Source organism: Saccharothrix lopnurensis (genome assembly GCF_042658445.1).
GTDB lineage: Bacteria > Actinomycetota > Actinomycetes > Mycobacteriales > Pseudonocardiaceae > Actinosynnema > Actinosynnema lopnurensis.
The window spans coordinates 1-15,878 of sequence record NZ_JBHSQO010000056.1 but is presented as its reverse complement, the minus strand read 5'-3'; the positions used below and the strand labels follow the sequence as shown (position 1 = coordinate 15,878).

Sequence of the window (15,878 nt, the reverse complement as noted above, 5' to 3'; positions counted from 1 at the left end):
CGGTGTCTACTCCCTCGGGGACCAGCGGGTGGTGACGTGCGGGAACGGGTGCGGCGTCAGGAGATGCCGAACTCCGAGCCCAGGAACTCGAACACCTCGTCGTCGGAGGCGGTGTCGAGGTCCGGGGTGTCGCGCGGTGCGCCGTCGCAGCGGGCGGCGAGCGCGCGGAGCCGTTCGGCGACCCGGCCCCGGGCGGCCGGGTCGCCCGGTCCGAGGTCGGCCAACGCCTTCTCCAGCCGGTCGACCTCGGCGAGCACCCGGTCGTCGGGACTCGTCTCGGCAACTTCGGGCAGGAGCAGGGCGCGCAGCCGTTCGGCGAGCGCGGCCGGTGACGGGTAGTCGAAGACGACCGTGCGGGCCAGGTCGAGTCCGGTGGCGGCGGCGAGCCGGTTGCGGAACTCGACCGCGGTCAGCGAGTCGAAGCCCAGGTCGGTGAACGCCTGCCCGGCCGTCACCTCGTCCGCGCCCCCGTAGCCGAGGGTGGCCGCCGCGACCCCGCGCACCAGCCGGGTCAGGGTGGACACCCGCTCGGGTTCGGGCATGGCGACCAGGCGCGCGGTCAGGTCGTCGGCGTCCTCGGGCCGCTCGGCGGCGGTGGTCGCGGGCCGGGCGGCCGGGATGGCGTCGAACAGGCGCGTCGGCCGCACGGTGGTGATCCCCGGCCCGTACACCGACCAGTCGATGTCGGCCAGCGTCAGCGTCGTGTCGCCCAGGCGCAGCGCCTGGTTGAGCGCGGAGACGCCCAGCGCGGGCGTGATCGGCGTGACGCCCGCGCGGCGCATCCACGCCTCCACCGCCGGGTCCGCGCCCATGCCCGCCTCGCCCCACGGCGACCACGACACCGACAGCGCGGCCAGGCCCCGGTCGCGGCGGTGCTCGGCGAGGGCGTCCAGCAGCGCGTTCGCGGCGGCGTAGCTGCCCTGCGCGCCCGCGCCCAGGCTGCCCGCGATGGACGCGCACAGCACGAACCGGGTCAGGTCCAGGTGCTCGGTGAGGGTGTGCAGGTGCCAGGCGGCGGCGGACTTGGCCGCGAGCATCGCGTCCAGCCGCCGCGGGGTGAGGTCGTCCACCATGCCGTCGTCCAGCACGCCCGCCGCGTGCACGACCCCGGTCAGGTCGGGCAGCCCGGCGAGCACGCCGGCCAGGGCGTCGCGGTCGGCGGCGTCGCACGCCACCACGTCCACCCGCGCACCCAGCCCCTCCAACTCCGAATGCAAGGCGTCCGCGCCCGGCGCGTCGAGCCCGCGCCTGCCGGTCAGCACCAGGTGCGTCACGCCGGCGCGGGCCAGGTCGCGGGCGATCCAGCCGCCGAGCGCGCCGGTGCCGCCGGTGATCAGGACGGTGCCCTCGGCGGCGGGGTCGGTGTCGCCGGGGCCGCCCGGCGCGGGCACGAGCCGGCGGGCGTGCGCCCCGCCGCCGCGCAGGGCCACCTGGTCCTCGCCCGCCGGGCCGGCGAGCAGGTCGGCCAGCCGGCCCGCGGTGGCGGCGTCGACCTCGACCGGCAGGTCCACCAGGCCGCCCCAGCGGTCGGGGTGCTCCAGCGCGACCCCGCGGCCCAGGCCCCACACGCCCGCCTGGGCGGGCGCGCGGAGGGGTTCGTCACCGGTGGTGGACACCGCGCCCCTGGTCAGGCACCACAGGGGCGCGGTGACGCCGGTGTCGCCCAGGGCCTGCACGAGCGCGACGGTCGCGCCCACACCGGCCGGGGCCGACGGTGGGCCGTCGTCGTCCGCGCCGAGCAGCGAGACCACGCCGCGCAGGTCGTGGTGGCCGCGCACCGCCTCCGCCAGTTCGCGGCGCTGGTCGCGGCCGCCGGCGTCGAGGCCGTCGACCTCCACCACCTCCACCTCGCCCAGGTCGGCCAGGGCGGCGTCGACCCACGCCCGGTCCAGCCGGCTCGGCACCAGCGCCAGCCACCGGCCCGAGCGGTCGGCCGGGGCCGGGTCGGGCACGGGGGTCCAGGCGATCCGGTACCGGTTGTGGTCGGCGGCGGCGCGGTCGCGGGAGCGGTCGCGGAACGCGGTCAGCGCGGGCAGGACGGCGGCCACGGCCGCCGGGTCGACGCCGAGCGCGGTGGCCGGGTCGTCGGCGGTGAGGGCGGTCCACCAGTCGTCGGCGACCGGCGGCCGCTCGCGGGCGGGTTCGGGCCAGAAGCCCTGGTGCCGGAACGGGTAGGTCGGCAGGTCGACCGGACGCGCGCCCAGGTCGGCGAAGACCGCGTCCCAGTCCAGCGGCACGCCGTGGACGTGCAGGTGGGCCAACGCGGACGCGGCGGCGGCGTCCTCCGCGCGGTCGCGGCGCAGCAGCGGCACGGCCGGCCGGCCGGTGGTGTCGCCCGCGAGCGCGGCCAGCGCGCCGTCCGGGCCGAGTTCCAGGAACACGTCGACGCCGAGGTCCGCGGCGGTGCGGACCGCGTCGGCGAAGCGCACGGTGGCGCGCGCCTGCCCGGCCCAGTACTCCGCGCCGCCCCAGTCGTCCCCGGCGACCAGGCCGGTCACCGTGGACACGACGGGCACGGCGGGCCGTCCGGTCACGACGCCGCGCGCCGTCCGGGCCAGGTCCTCCACCACGGTGTCCATACGGGGTGAGTGAAATGCGTGCGAGACCGGCAAATGCCTAGTCTTTCGGCCGAGCGCGGCGAACCGGGCGGCGACGGCGCCCGCCGCGCCCTCGTCGCCGGCCACGACGACCGACCTCGGCCCGTTCACCGCCGCGAGCGCCACACCGGCCGTGAGCAGCGGCGACACCTCCTCCTCGGTCGCCTCGACCGCGACCATCGCCCCGCCGGGCGGCAGCGCGCCCATCAGCGCGCCGCGCGCGGCGACGAGTTCGCACGCGTCGGCCCGCGACAGCACACCGGCCGCGTGCGCGGCGGCCAGCTCGCCGATCGAGTGCCCGACGAGGGCCACCGGCCGCAGGCCCCACGACTCGACCAGGCGGAACAGGGCGACCTCGATCGCGAACAGCGCGGGCTGGGTGAACTCGGTGCGGTCGAGCAGGGCCGCCTCGGGCGTGCCGGGCCCGGCGAACAGGACCGGCCGCAGCGGGCGCGGGAGCGCGCGGTCCAGGTCCGCGAGCACGTCGTCCAGCGCGGCGGCGAACACCGGGTACGCCTCCGCCAGCTCGCGGCCCATGCCCGGCCACTGCGCGCCCTGCCCGGAGAACAGCAGGCCCACGCGGGCCGGCCCGGACACCACCCCGTCGAGCGCCGGCCCACCGGCGGCGAGCGCGGTCAGCTCCCCGAGCAGGGTGCCGGCGTCACCGGACACGGCGGCGCGGTGGTCGAACGCGGCACGACCCACCGCGAGCGCGCGGGCCACGTCGCGCGGGTCCGCGTCGGCGTCACGCAGGCGGGCGGCGAGCCGGGCGGCCTGGTCGCGCAGCGCGGCGGGCGTGCGGGCGGACAGCACCCACGGCACGGCGCGGCGCGGTCCGCGCGGCGCCGGCGGCGCGGCGGGGGCCTGCTCGACCACGACGTGCGCGTTGGTGCCGCTCACCCCGAACGAGGACACGCCCGCCCGGCGCGGGGCGCCGGTCTCCGGCCACGGCCGGGCCTCGGTGAGCAGCTCCACCGACCCGGCGGTCCAGTCGACGTGCGTGGTGGGCGTGTCCACGTGCAGGGTCTTCGGCACGACACCGTGCCGCATGGCCTGCACGACCTTGATCACCCCGGCGACACCGGCCGCGGACTGCGCGTGCCCGAGGTTGGACTTGAGCGAGCCCAGCAGCAGCGGCCGGTCGCGGTCCTGCCCGTAGGCGGCGATGATCGCCTGCGCCTCGATGGGGTCGCCCAGGACGGTGCCGGTGCCGTGCGCCTCCACCACGTCCACCTCGGCCGGCGCGAGCCCCGCGTTGGCCAGGGCCTGCCGGATCACGCGCTGCTGCGCCGGCCCGTTGGGCGCGGTCAGCCCGTTGGACGCGCCGTCGGAGTTCACCGCGCTGCCCCTGACCACGGCCAGCACCTCGTGGCCGTTGCGGCGGGCGTCGGACAGCCGCTCCAGCACGAGCACGCCGACGCCCTCGGACCAGCCGGTGCCGTCGGCGGCGTCGGAGAACGCCTTGCAGCGGCCGTCCGGCGCGAGCCCGCCCTGCGTGCTGAAGTCGATGAACGCGGCGGGTGTGGTCATCAGCAGCACGCCGCCCGCCAGCGCCAGGTCGCACTCGCCCGAGCGCAGCGACTGCGCGGCCAGGTGCAGGGCGACCAGCGACGAGGAGCACGCGGTGTCCACCGACACCGCCGGGCCTTCGAGTCCGAGCAGGTAGGCGACCCGGCCGGACAGCACGCTGGTGGCGTTGCCCAGGCCGACGTGGGCGAGCACGTCCGCGCCGGCCCCGGCGAGCAGCTGCGGGTAGTCGTGGACGTTGTTGCCCGCGAACACGCCGGTCGCCGTGCCGGCCAGCGACCTCGGGTCGATGCCCGCGCGCTCGACCGCCTCCCAGGTCACCTCCAGCAGCAGGCGCTGCTGCGGGTCCATGGCCAGCGCCTCGCGCGGCGAGATGCCGAAGAACGCCGCGTCGAACCGGTCCACGCCCGCGACGAACCCGCCGTGCCGGGTGGCCGAGCCGCCGCCGTCGAACAGGGCGGCCAGGTCCCAGCCCCGGTCCACCGGGAAGCCGGTGATGCCGTCCCGGCCCTCCGCGACCAGCCGCCACAGATCCTCCGGCGAGGTGATGCCGCCCGGGTAGCGGCACCCCATGCCGACGATCACGACGGGATCGGTGCCGGCGGGGTCGTCCGCCGCGGCGGTGGTCGCGCGGACCTCGCGGGCGCCGTCGACGCCGGCCAGGTGCGCGGCCAGGGCCCCTGGCGTGGGGTGGTCGAACACGAGCGTCGCGGGGAGCCGCCGGCCCAGGTCGGCGGCCAGCGCGGTGCGCAGTTCGACGGCGGTGAGGGAGTCGAAGCCCATCGACTGGAACGTGCGGCGCGGGTCCACCGCGTCCGGCGAGCCGTGGCCCAGCACGTCGGCGACCCTGGCCCGGACCAGGTGGACGAGGTCCGCCGTGGGCGGCGCTTCGGCGCGGGGCCTGGTCCGCGCCGCCGGGATCGCGGCGAGCAGGGCGTTCGGGCGGGGCAGGACGGCGGCGTACCGGGCCCAGTCCACGTCCACGACGACCCGGCCCCCGGCGCGGTCGAGCGCGGCCAGGGCGTCGGCGGGGTCGAGGACCGCCATGCCCGCCCGCCGCATCCGCTCCCGGGTCGCGTCACCGGTCCCGGCCCACGGCGACCAGGTCACCGTCGAGTCGGGTGCGACGGCTCCGGCGAGCGCGCCGACCGCGGCGTCGAGCGCCCGGCCCGGTGCGCCCAGCAGCGAGGCGAGCGGAACGGTGACGACGAACTCGGCCGCGCCACCGGCCAGGGCGGCGGCCGTGCGCAGGCAGGCGGCGGCGTGGTCCAGCGCGGCGGCGGCGCCGGCCGGGTCGAGGTCGTCGAGCACCCCGCCGGTGGTGGTGCGGACGGCGTGGAAGACGCCGGTGAACGGGCCGAGCGCGGAGAGGGTGGCGAGCGCGGTCGGGTCGGCCAGGTCGAGGGCGACGGCGGTGACCTCGGTGCCGAGCCCCTCCAGTTCGGCGGTCAGGTCGTCGGCGTCGCCGAGCAGGCCGACCAGCACCACCCGCCGGGCGTCGGCGACCCTGCGGGCGAGGTGCCGGCCGACCGCGCCCGTGCCGCCGGTGATCAGCACGGTGCCGTGCTCCCGCGCCCCGGTCGGCTCGGGGGCCCCGGTCGGCTCGGGGGCCGCGGGGACGAGCCGCCGGGCGAACACGCGGTCGCCGCGCACCGCTGCCTGGTCCTCCCCCGCGGCCAGCGCGGCGGCCGCGCGCCGGGGGTTGTCGTGCGCGGGCAGGTCCACGACCCCGCCCCAGCGGTCCGGGTGCTCGACCGCGGCGACGGCCGCGAGGCCCCACAGCGCGGCCTGGGCCGGGTCGGCGGGTGGATCGCCGGGCAGGCTGACCGCGCCCCGGGTGACGCACCAGACCGGGGCCGTGACGCCCGCGTCCCCGAGTCCCTGGCAGACCGCCAGGAACTCGGCCGCGCCACCGGTCACGACCACCCCGGTGGGACGCCGCGCCCCCACCAGGGCGGCCACCGCCGCCCGGTCGGCGCCGCCGTCGAGCGGGAGGTGGTCGGCGCCGAGGTGGGTGGCGAGACCCGCGTCCGGGCCGAGCACCAGCCACGAGCCCCGGAGCGGGCCGTCCACCTCGCGCGGCACCCACTCGACCTCGTGCCCGAGGCCGTCGGCGGGCCGGTCGAGCGGGTCGGGCCAGAAGCGCTCGCGCTGGAACCGGTAGGTCGGCAGGTCGACGTGCGCGCCGCTGCCGTGGAACGCCGGCCAGTCGACGCGCAGCCCCGCGACGTGCAGCCGCGCCACGGCGCCGAAGACGGCCTGCTCCTCGTCGCGCCCCTTGCGCAGCAACGGCACCGCGCCCGGCGCGGCGGCGCTCAACGTCGAGTCCGGTCCGACCTCCACCAGCACGCACCCGTCGCCGACCTCGGCCGCGCGGACCGCGTCGGCGAACCGCACCGGTTCGACGGCCTGCCGCACCCAGTACTCGGCATTCGCCACCTCGGTGACCGAGCCGGTCACCGAGGACACCAGCGGGATCGAGGGCGGGCCGAACGACACCCCGTCGAACGCCGCCCGGAACTCCGCCAGCGCCGGCGCCACCAGGGGCGAGTGGAAGGCGTGCGACACGGCGAGCCGGCGCGTCCGGTGACCACGCCCGGCCAACTCGGACGCGGCGGCCAGCACCGCCGACCCCACCCCGGACAGGACCACCGCGCGCGGGCCGTTCACCGCCGCCAACGCGACCTCGTCGCCCAGGTAGGGGGTGATCTCGTCCTCGGACGCCTCGACGGCCACCATCGCGCCACCCCCGGGCAGCGCGGCCATCGAACGACCACGCGCCACCACGAGGCGGCACGCGTCCTCAAGGCTGAACACGCCGGAGACGTGGGCGGCCGCGAACTCGCCCACCGAGTGGCCGACCAGGGAGTCCGGGCGGACGCCCCAGGACTCCAGCAGCCGGAACAGCGCCACCTCGACCGCGAAGAGGGCGGGCTGGACCAGGGCCGTGTCCGACCCGCCCGCCGCGAGGACCTCGCGGAGCGGGCGACCCAGCAGCGGGTCGACGATCCCGGCGACCTCGTCCAGGGCCGCCGCGAACACCGGGAACCGGGCCGCCAGCCCCAGACCCATGCCCGGCCGCTGGGAACCCTGCCCCGCGAACAGGAACACCACACCGGGGTCGTCGGCGGCGGTCCCGGTGATCGCTCCCGGCGCCGCGCCCCCGGCCAGCCACCCGCCCAACGCCGCGCGCCGCGCCGCCGCGTCCTCCCCCACCACCGCGAGCCGGTGCTCGAACGCCGCGCGGCCGGTCGTCAGGGCACGGGCGACGTCCGCGTCCCGCGCGCCGTCGGCCCGCTCCAGGAAGCCGGCCAGCGCCGCCGCCTGGGCCCGCAACGCCGCGGGGGTGCGGCCCGACAGCACGAAGGGCAGTTGCGGGTTGCTCCGGGCGGGCTCCTCGGCGGGCTCCTCGGCGGGCGGGGCCTCCTCCAGGACCACGTGCGCGTTGGTGCCGCTGAACCCGAACGACGACACCGCCGCCCGCCTGACCCGCTCACCACGCGGCCACGCGCGCTCGGTGGCCAGCAACGACACCGCGCCGGCCGACCAGTCGACGTGCGGGGTGGGCGGGTCGACGTGCAGGGTGCGCGGCAGCAGCTCGTGCCGCAGCGCCTGCACGACCTTGATCACCCCGGCGACGCCGGCCGCCGCCTGGGCGTGGCCGATGTTCGACTTCACCGACCCCAGCCACGCGGGCGTCGCCCGCCCCTGCCCGTACGTCGCGAGCAACGCCTGCGCCTCGATCGGGTCCCCGAGCGACGTGCCGGTGCCGTGCGCCTCCACCAGGTCCACGTCGGACGGCGCCAGGCCGGCGTCGTCCAGCGCCGCCCGGATCACCCGCTGCTGCGCCGGCCCGTTGGGCACGGTCAGCCCGCTGGTCGCGCCGTCGGAGTTGACCGCCGTCCCGCGCACGACCGCCAGCACCGGGTACCCGAGCGACCGCGCCACCGACAACCGGGCCAGCACCAGCACGCCGACGCCCTCGGCCCAGCTGGTGCCGTCGGCGTCGGCGGAGAACGCCTTGCACCGGCCGTCACCCGCGATCCCGCCCTGCCGGTCGAACTCGCCGAACACCTCGGGCGCGGCGACGACCGCGACCCCGCCCGCCAGCGCCAGGTCGCACTCGCCGCCCCGCAGCGCCCGCACCGCCAGGTGCAGCGCCACCAGCGAGGACGAGCACGCCGTGTCCACCGTGACGGTGGGCCCGTGCAGCCCGAGCACGTAGGAGATGCGGCCGGACAGCACGCTCGCGGTGTTGCCGGTGCTGACGTGCCCCTCGTCGCGCTGCGCCGACCCGCGCAGCAGCTCCGGGTAGGACTGGCCGCTGGTGCCGACGAACACGCCGGTCCGCGACCCGCGCAGCGACGACGGGTCGACGCCGGCGTGCTCGACCGCCTCCCACGTCGTCTCCAGCAGCAGGCGCTGCTGCGGGTCCATGGTCACGGCCTCGCGCGGCGGGATGCCGAAGAAGTCGGCGTCGAACAGGTCCACGCCGTCGAGGAACCCGCCGCGCCACCGCCGGTGCGCGGCGGGCCAGCCCCGGTCGGCGGGCACCGCCGTGGTGGCGTCCGCGCCGGAGGCCACCAGGTCCCAGAACGCGGCGGGCCCGGCCGCGCCCGGGAAGCGGCAGCCGACACCGACGACGGCCACCGGCTCCACGGCCCGCGCCCGCACCTCGTCGAGCCGGGTCCTGGTGCGGTGCAGGTCGGCGGTGACCCGCTTCAGGTAGTCACGGAGCTGGTTCTCGCTGGCCATCGGGGTCCCTCTCGCGGTCGGGCGTCACGTACCGCGCAGCTCGCGGTCGATGAACTCGAAGATCTCGTCGTCGCTGGCGTCGTCGATCACGTCGACGAACCCCGTCCCGGCGGCGACCGGTGCCGGGGCGGCCCCACCGCCGCCGAGCAGGTCGAGCAGGGCGCGCAGCCGGCCCGCCACCTCGTCCCGGGCCGGCTCGGGCAGGCCGCCGGACACCGCGGCCTCCAGGGCGGCCAGGTCGGCCAGGTGCGCGTCCGGCACGGTCTCGAAGCGGGGTTCCAGCAGCGACAGCAGGTGGGCGGCCAGGGCCGTCGGGGTCGGGTGGTCGAACACGGTGGTCGCGGCCAGCCGCAGCCCGGTCGCGCCGTTGACGCGGTTGCGCAGCTCCACCACGGTCAGCGAGTCGAACCCGAGGTCGGTGAAGCCGCGGTCGGCCTCGACGGCGTCGGCGGAGCGGTGCCCGAGCACGGTGGCCACCTGCTCGCGGACGAACCGGACCAGGGCCCGCCTGCGCTCGCCGGGGGTCAGGCCGGCCAGCCGGTCCACGAAGGACCCCGCGTCCACCTCCCCGGTCACCGCGGACCGGCGCGCCGACGCGGTGACCAGGCCGCTCAGCAGCGGCGGCAGGTCGGTGTTGGCGCGCAGCCCGGCCTGGTCGAACCGCACGGGCAGCGGGGACGGGTCGGCGGCGGCCAAGGCGGCGTCGAACAGGGCGTGCCCGTCGGCCCACGACAGCGGCCGGGTGCCGGAGCGGCCCGCCGCGCCGCCGAGGGTCGCGGTCATGCCCGCCTCGGCCGTCCACGGGCCCCAGCGCAGCGACTGGGCGGGCAGGCCGCGCGCCCGGCGGTGCTGGGCCAGGGCGTCGAGGAAGGCGTTGGCGGCGGCGTAGCTGCCCTGGCCGGGGCCGCCGACCGTGCCGACGACGGAGGAGTAGGTGGTGAACGCGGCGAGGTCGGCGTCCCGGGTGAGCCGGTCGAGCACGAGCGCCGCGTCCGCCTTCGCCCGCAGCACGGTCGCGAGCCGGTCCGGGGTGAGCGCGGACAGCACGCCGTCGTCGAGCACGCCCGCCGCGTGCACCACGGCCGTCAGCGGGTGCTCGGCGGGCACGGCGGCCAGCACGGCGGCCACCGCGCCCGGGTCGGCGGCGTCGCACGCCACCACGTCCACCCGCGCGCCCGCGGCGCCCAGCTCCGCGCACAGCTCGGCCGCGCCGGGCGCGTCCGGTCCGCGCCGGCCGAGCAGCAGCAGCCGCGTCGCGCCGTGCTCGGCGACCAGGTGCCTGGCCAGCCTCGACCCGAGCGCGCCGGTGCCGCCGGTGATCAGCACGGTGCCGTCGGCCCGCCACGGCGCGGGCAGGGTGAGCACCACCTTGCCGGTGTGCTTCGCCTGGCTCACGTACCGGAACGCCTCGGGCGCGCGCCGGACGTCCCACGTGGTCGCGGGCAGCGGCCGGACCGCGTCGAGGTCGAGCAGCTCGGCGAACATCCGCCCGAGCCGGTCCGGGCCCGCCTCGACCGTGTCGAACGCCGTGTAGGTGATGCCCGGGTGGTCGGCGGGGTCGCGGACGTCGGACTTGCCCATCTCGGCGAACCGACCGCCGGGCGCGAGCAGCTCCAGCGAGGCGTCGGTGAACGCGCCCGCCAGCGAGTTCAGCACCACGTCGACGCCGCGCCCGCCCGTGGCGGCCCGGAACCGCTCGGCGAAGTCCAGCGTCCGCGACGAGGCGATCCGCTCGTCGGGCAGGCCCAGTTCGCGCAGCGCGGCCCACTTGCCGGGACTCGCCGTGGCGTAGACCTCGGCCCCCAGGTGCAGGGCGAGGCGGATGGCGGCCGTGCCGACGCCGCCCGCGCCCGCGTGCACCAGCACCGACTCGCCCGGCTTGAGCCCCACCAGGTCCACCAGCGCGTAGTACGCCGTCAGGTACGCCATCGGCACGGTCGCCGCGTCGGTCCACGACCAGCCGTCCGGCACCCTGGTCACGGTGCGGCGGTCGGCCAGCGCGCGCGGACCGTACGCGCCGGACAGCACGCCCATCACCCGGTCGCCGGGCACGAGGTCGGGAACGCCCGACCCGACCCCCAGCACCACGCCCGCGCCCTCGACGCCGAGCGGGCCGGGTTCGGCGCCCGCCGCGAGGCCGAGCACGGACAGCACGTCGCGGAAGTTCACGCCCGCCGCGCGCATCCCGATCAGCACCTCGCCGGGGCCGGGGGCCGGCACGTCCACCGGCACCGCCGCGATGCCGTCGACCGCGCCGCTGCCGGTCGCGTCGAGCCGCCAGCCCCCGCCGAGGCCGAACGCGGACGGCAGGGCCACCACGTCACCGGGCGCGGGCCGCACCACGCGCGGCGCGAGCAGGGCGCCCCGGCGCACGGCGGCCTGCGGCTCACCGGAGGCGACGGCGGCGGCCAGCAGGGCGGCGTCCGCGCTGCCGTCGTGGTCGAGGAGCAGGAACCGGCCGGGTTCCTCCCACTGCGCGGAGCGCACCAGGCCCCACACCGGGGCGGCCGGGAGCCCGGTCAGCGCGTCGGACGGGCTCGCCGCCACCGCGTCGCGGGTCAGCACCAGCAGCGGCACGGCGGCCAGCTCGTCGCGCGCCACCCAGTCGCGCAGCACCTCCAGCACGGTCGCGGTGACGCCCTCCTCGGCGGGCACGGGCAATACGGCGAAAGCGGGGGTCACCCCGGAAGGGTCGGACCCCGAGAGGCCGGGCCCGGAGAGGCCGGCCCTGGAGAGGTCGGGCCCGAAGAGGTCGGGCCCCGAGAGTTCAGGCCCGGAGAGGTCGGCCAGGGAGAGTTCGGCGGCCAGGGCAGCGGCGTCGGCCACCCTCCGCCCGGGGAGGTCGGGCGCGCCCGGACCGAGCACCACCGGGTCGCCGGCGCCCACCGTCCCGGCACCCACCGTCCCGGCGGCCTCGACCGGTGTCCAGACCAGCGAGTGCAGGCCGTCGACCCGGCCGCGCGGGGAGCCGGTGTCGGCCGGGCGCAGCACCAGCGCGCCGATCGTCGCGACCGGGGCCCCGGCGGTGTCGGTGACGGTCAAGGTCACCGAGTCGGGCCCGGACGAGGCGAGCCGCACCCGCAGCCGGCCCGCGCCCGTGGCGTGCAGGGCGACCCCGGACCAGGAGAACGGCAGCTGCTTGGGGTCGGTGTCCGGGTGGGCGAAGGAGATGGCGTGCAGGGCGGCGTCGAGCAGCGCCGGGTGCAGGCCGAAGCCCTCCGCCGCGCCCCGGTCGTGGTCGGGCAGCACGACGTCGGCGAACACGTCCTCGCCGCGCCGCCACACGGCGGTCAGGCCGCGGAACACCGGTCCGTAGTGGAAGTTGCGCTCGGCGTGGTGCTCGTAGAAGCCGTCGAGGTCCATCGGCTCGGCCCCGGCGGGCGGCCAGGGCCCGTCCAGCGCCTCGCCCGCCACCGCCTCGGGGGACAGCAGGCCGCCCGCGTACCGGGTCCACGGCGCGTCCTCGCCGTCCGGCCGGCCGAACACGGCCAGCGCGCGCGTCCCGCCCTCGTCCGGCGGGCCCACGACCACCTGCACGCGCACCGCGCCGTCCCCGGGCAGCAGGAGCGGCTGCTCCAGGGTCAGCTCGGCCACGCTCGGGCAGCCCACCTCGTCGCCCGCGCGGAAGGCCAGGTCGAGGAAACCGGTGCCGGGGAACAGGACCGTGTCGCCGACGCGGTGGTCGGCCAGCCAGGGGTGGGTGTGCCGGGACAGCCTGCCGGTGAGCAGCACGCCGCCGGGGTCGGGCAGCGGGGTCGCCGCGCCCACCAGCGCGTGCCCGGTGGCGTCCAGGCCGATCGCGCCCACCTCGTCGGCGGCGAACCGGGTCGGCCAGTACCGCTCGTGCCGGAAGGCGTGGGTGGGCAGCGCGACCCGGTTGCCGGGCAGGGCGGCCGCCCAGTCCACCGGGACGCCTCGGGTGTGCAGGCGGGCGAGGCCGGCGAGCAGGGCGGTGTCCTCGGGGGTGTCGCGGCGGGCCAGGGGCACGACCAGCACGTCCGGTCCGGCGGTGTCCCGCACGGCGGCGGACAGCGAGCCGTCCGGCCCGACCTCGACGACGGTGTCCGCGTCCAGCGCGGCGACCGCGTCGGCGAAGCGCACCGGCTCGCGCACCTGGCGCACCCAGTAGTCCGCGGTGGACATGTCCGAGGGCGCGCCGGTCACCGTGGAGACCAGCGGGATCGCGGGCGGGGCGAACGCGATGCCGGCCAGCGCGGCGCGCAGGTCGTCCAGCACGGGTTCGACCAGGGGCGAGTGGAACGCGTGGCTGACCCGCAGCGGCCGGGTGCGGAACCCGGCCAGCCGCCGCCCGGCCTCGGCCACCGCGTCCGCCGGGCCCGCGACGACCACCGCGTCCGGGGCGTTGACCGCCGCGACGACCACGCCGTCCGGGAGCAGCGGCAGGACCGCGGCCTCGGGCGCGCGCACCGACAGCATGGCGCCGCCCGCGGGCAGGGAGGCCATCAGGCGGGCACGCGCCGACACCAGGCGGCACGCGTCGTCCAGCGACAGCACGCCCGCGACGTGCGCGGCGGCGATCTCGCCGACCGAGTGGCCGACCAGCACGTCCGGCCGCACGCCCCACGACTCCAGCAGCCGGAACAGCGCCACCTCGAACGCGAACAGCGCGGGCTGCGCGAAACCGGTGTCGTCGGGGTCGCCCGACCGGACGTCCACGTCGAGCCGCGCGCGCACCTCGTCGAACGCGGCCGCGAACACGGGGAACCGCGTCAGCTCCGCCCCCATGCCGGCCCGCTGCGCGCCCTGCCCGGCGAACACGAACGCGGTCGTCGGCGCGCGGTCCGCCCGGCCCACCAGCACCTCCGGCGCGGTGTCGCCGGCGGCGAGCACGGTCAGGCCGTGCCGCAGCCCGGCCGGGTCGGCGCACACGACGGCGGCCCGGTGCTCCAGGTGCGCGCGGGTCGTGGCCGCCGAGAAGGCCAGGTCGCCCAGCGGGCGGGCGTCCAGGTCCAGCCACCGCTCGGCCTGGGCGCGCAGCCCCTCGGGGGTGGCCGCCGACAGCAGCACCGGCACCGGGCCCGCGGTCGTCGTGGGGCGGACCTCGACGGGCGGGGCCTGCTCCACGACGACGTGCGCGTTGGTGCCGCTCGCGCCGAACGACGACACGCCGGCCCGCCTCGGCCTGCCGGTCTCCGGCCACGCGACGGCCTCGGTGACCAGCCGCACCGCGCCGGAGGACCAGTCGACGTGCGGGGACGGGCGGTCGACGTGCAGCGTGCGGGGCACCAGGCCGTGGCGCATGGCCTGCACGACCTTGATCACGCCGGCGACGCCCGCGGCGGCCTGCGCGTGCGCCATGTTCGACTTGATCGAGCCCAGCAGCAGCGGCTCGTCGCGGTCCTGACCGTAGGTGGCGAGGACCGCCTGCGCCTCGATCGGGTCGCCCAGGGTGGTCCCGGTACCGTGCGCCTCGACCACGTCCACTTCGGACGGTGCGAGGCCGGCATCGGCCAGCGCGGCGCGGATGACCCGCTGCTGCGAGGGGCCGTTGGGCGCGGTGAGCCCGTTGGAGGCGCCGTCCTGGTTGACCGCGGTGCCCTTCACCACCGCCAGCACGGTGTGACCGTTGCGGCGCGCGTCCGACAGGCGCTCCAGCACCAGCACGCCGACGCCCTCCGACCAGCCGGTGCCCTCGGCCGAGTCGGCGAACGACCGGCACCGCCCGCCGGCGGCCATCCCGCCCTGCGCGGTGAACCCGGTGAACGCGGCGGGCGTGGACATCACCGCCACGCCGCCCGCGAGCGCCAGCGAGGACTCGCCCGACCGCAGCGACCGCGCCGCCAGGTGCAACGCCACCAACGACGACGAACACGCCGTGTCCACCGTCATCGCCGGGCCCTCCAGCCCGAAGACGTACGACACGCGGCCGGAGAGCACGCTGGCGACCGTGCCCGCCAGGTGGTGGCCCCCGGGGTCGGCGGGTGGCCGGTAGTCGGTGCCGACCGCGCCGACGAACACGCCGGTCGCCGAGCCGCGCAGGCCGACGGGGTCGACGCCCGCCTGCTCCAGCGCCTCCCACGACGTTTCGAGCAGGAGCCGCTGCTGCGGGTCCATCGACAGCGCCTCGCGCGGCGAGATGCCGAAGAAGCCCGCGTCGAAGCCCGCCACGTCGTCCAGGAAACCGCCCTCGGCGGTGGCGCTGGTGGTGGTCAGGGCGGCCAGGTCCCAGCCGCGGTCGGTGGGGAACGGGGTCACCACGTCGCGCTCCTCGGCGACCACCCGCCACAGCCCGTCGGCGTCCGCGACACCGCCGGGGTAGCGGCAGGCCATGCCGACGATCACGATCGGATCGCTCGTCGCGGGGTCGCCGGCGGCGGCGGTCGGGGCGGCGGCGGCCGGGGCGGTGGTGGCCGGCCCGAGGACGAGTTCCGCCACGTGCGCGGCCAGGGCCTCGGGCGTGGGGTGGTCGAATACGGCGGTCGCGGACAGCGGCGCGTTCGTGGCGGCCCGCAAGCGGTTGCGCAGCTCGACGGCGGTCAACGAGTCGAAGCCCAGCTCGCTGAAGGCACGCCGCGCGGGCACGTCCGCGGCGGACGAGTGGCCGAGCACGGCGGCGGCGGTGTCGCGCACCAGGTCGAGCAGGCGGCGCACGGCCTGCGCCCTGGGCAGGTCCGCCGGTTCGGCGGCCGGCCCGCCCACCGGTCCGGCGTCGGCGCGGGCCCGCCGGAACGCCTCCAGGTCGGCGAACAGCGGGCTGGGCCGCTCGGCGGCGAACCACGCCGCGAACCGCTCCCAGCCGAAGTCGGCCACGACGAGCTGCGCCCACCCGCCCGCGAGGGCCGAGCCGAACGCGTCGAGCGCCCGGTCCGGCGCCAGGGCGGGCAGTCCGGGCGCCCCGGCCGGCTCCGCGCCGCGCCCGGTCGCCCACTCGGCCCAGGCGACGGCGGTCCCGGGTCGCCCGGCGGCCCGGCGGCGCAGCAGCAGGGCTTCCGCCACCGCGTCCGCCCCCGCCGCGGCGGCCCGGCCCCGGCCCCCCAC

The 15,878-nt window shown here is 78.2% G+C and carries 1 protein-coding gene and 1 pseudogene; both read right to left on the bottom strand.

Annotation, left to right across the window (positions count from 1 at the left end; genetic code table 11):
- Positions 1-56: 56 nt before the first annotated feature.
- On the bottom strand, positions 57-8,879 hold the full coding sequence (locus tag ACFP3R_RS33100) for a type I polyketide synthase (RefSeq protein WP_417750605.1): 8,823 nt from the start codon (positions 8,877-8,879) through the stop codon (positions 57-59).
- 24 nt (positions 8,880-8,903) lie between these two features.
- Positions 8,904-15,512, bottom strand: a pseudogene (locus ACFP3R_RS33095) (SDR family NAD(P)-dependent oxidoreductase); the annotation flags it as partial.
- Positions 15,513-15,878: the final 366 nt, after the last annotated feature.